Annotated in this window: 2 protein-coding genes; both read right to left on the bottom strand. The window is 75.3% G+C overall.

The window, feature by feature from the left end:
* On the bottom strand, positions 1-894 hold an 894-nt coding region (locus AB0C29_RS49230; protein ID WP_360835392.1), incomplete at its 3' end, for a nitrate- and nitrite sensing domain-containing protein.
* A partial coding sequence (locus tag AB0C29_RS49225) for a helix-turn-helix transcriptional regulator (RefSeq protein ID WP_360835390.1) occupies positions 891-1,233 on the bottom strand: 343 nt, incomplete at its 5' end. The genes AB0C29_RS49225 and AB0C29_RS49230, both read right to left, overlap by 4 nt.

Genomic DNA, 1,233 nt, shown 5'->3' with positions numbered 1-1,233 from the left:
GGCGATGACCGCGATCAGCCCGACCCCGCCGACCACCCCCGCCCGCACCACGGTCACGACCGCATGCCCGGTGGCCGCGTCCGCCGCCGCCCGGGTCCCGCTCGCCTGCAGCTCCCACAGCCCGGTGTTGACCTGGTTGTACGCCGCGGACCAGTCCGGCGCGCCACCGGTGCCGGCCAGCAGCCGGCTCTCGGCCGCGGCCAGCCGGGTGTCGGCGGCGAGCTGCTGGTACTGCGTCGCCGTGGTGGCGGGCAGATCACTGCCGGCCGCCGCGAACAGGCTGCGACGCGCGCCGGAAAGGGTGGACAGCCGTACCCGGTCGGCCTCGGTGAGCCCGCCCCGGCGCCCGGCCGTCGCGACCAGGTGGGCGTCCTCCTCGGCCAGCAGCTCGCGGGAACGGCTCAGCGCGGACAACCCGGCGGAGGACCCGGCCAGCTGGTCGGGGAAGACCGTCGGCGTGCGTACACCGGCCGGGTCGATCAACGCGGTGTACGAGTCGACCGCCTGCTCGCGCACCGCCTGCCCACCGTCCACCTCGGCCCGTACGGCCGGCAGCCGCTCGGTGCGCTCCAGCAGCTCGTCGGTCTGCCGGGTGGCGTCGGTGCCGGCCAGCCACGCGATCCAGCTGTCCCGGGTGGTCCGCAGCTCCTGCCGGCTCCGATCGGTACGGGCCCGCTGGGCGGCCAGCTCCGGACCTGCGGGCGACTCACCCGCCGACAGCCGGCGTTCCGCCTCCAGGGCGAGCACCAGTGTGCCCAGCGGCCGGCTCAGGTGGTTCGCGGTGAGCCGGGCCGACATCACCTGCACCGCCTCGGTGACGGCGGGTACGGCGGCTGCCGCCCAGAGCGCGACCAGCAGCGCCAGGCCGGTGATCACCTTTGTCCGCGTGCTCATCGTTGCTCCCCCGTACCGATCAGGGCCCGCAGCCGGGTCAGCAGGGCCTGCCGGTCGGTGACCCCGAGACGCTGCCGGATGCGGGCCATGTGATGCTCCACGGTCTTGGCCGAGAGGTAGAGCCGCTCGGCCACCTGCTTGTAGGTCAGTCCCTCCAGGACCAGGGCGGCGACCTCGCGCTCGCGTTCGCTGAGCAGTTGCGGACCGCCCTCGCCGGCCCGCGAGCGGGTGCCCGCGGCCGGGGCGGACTCGTGCGGCCCGGCGATCCGTTCCTGCAACGCGCGGGCACAGTCGAGCAGCAGCGTCATCGCCTTGCGGTCGGCGGTGCGGATCGCCGCC

The sequence above is a fragment of the Actinoplanes sp. NPDC048791 genome (assembly GCF_040650095.1).
Lineage (GTDB): Bacteria > Actinomycetota > Actinomycetes > Mycobacteriales > Micromonosporaceae > Actinoplanes.
Note: the sequence above shows the minus strand (reverse complement) of the source record. Positions and strands in the feature narration are given on the sequence as shown.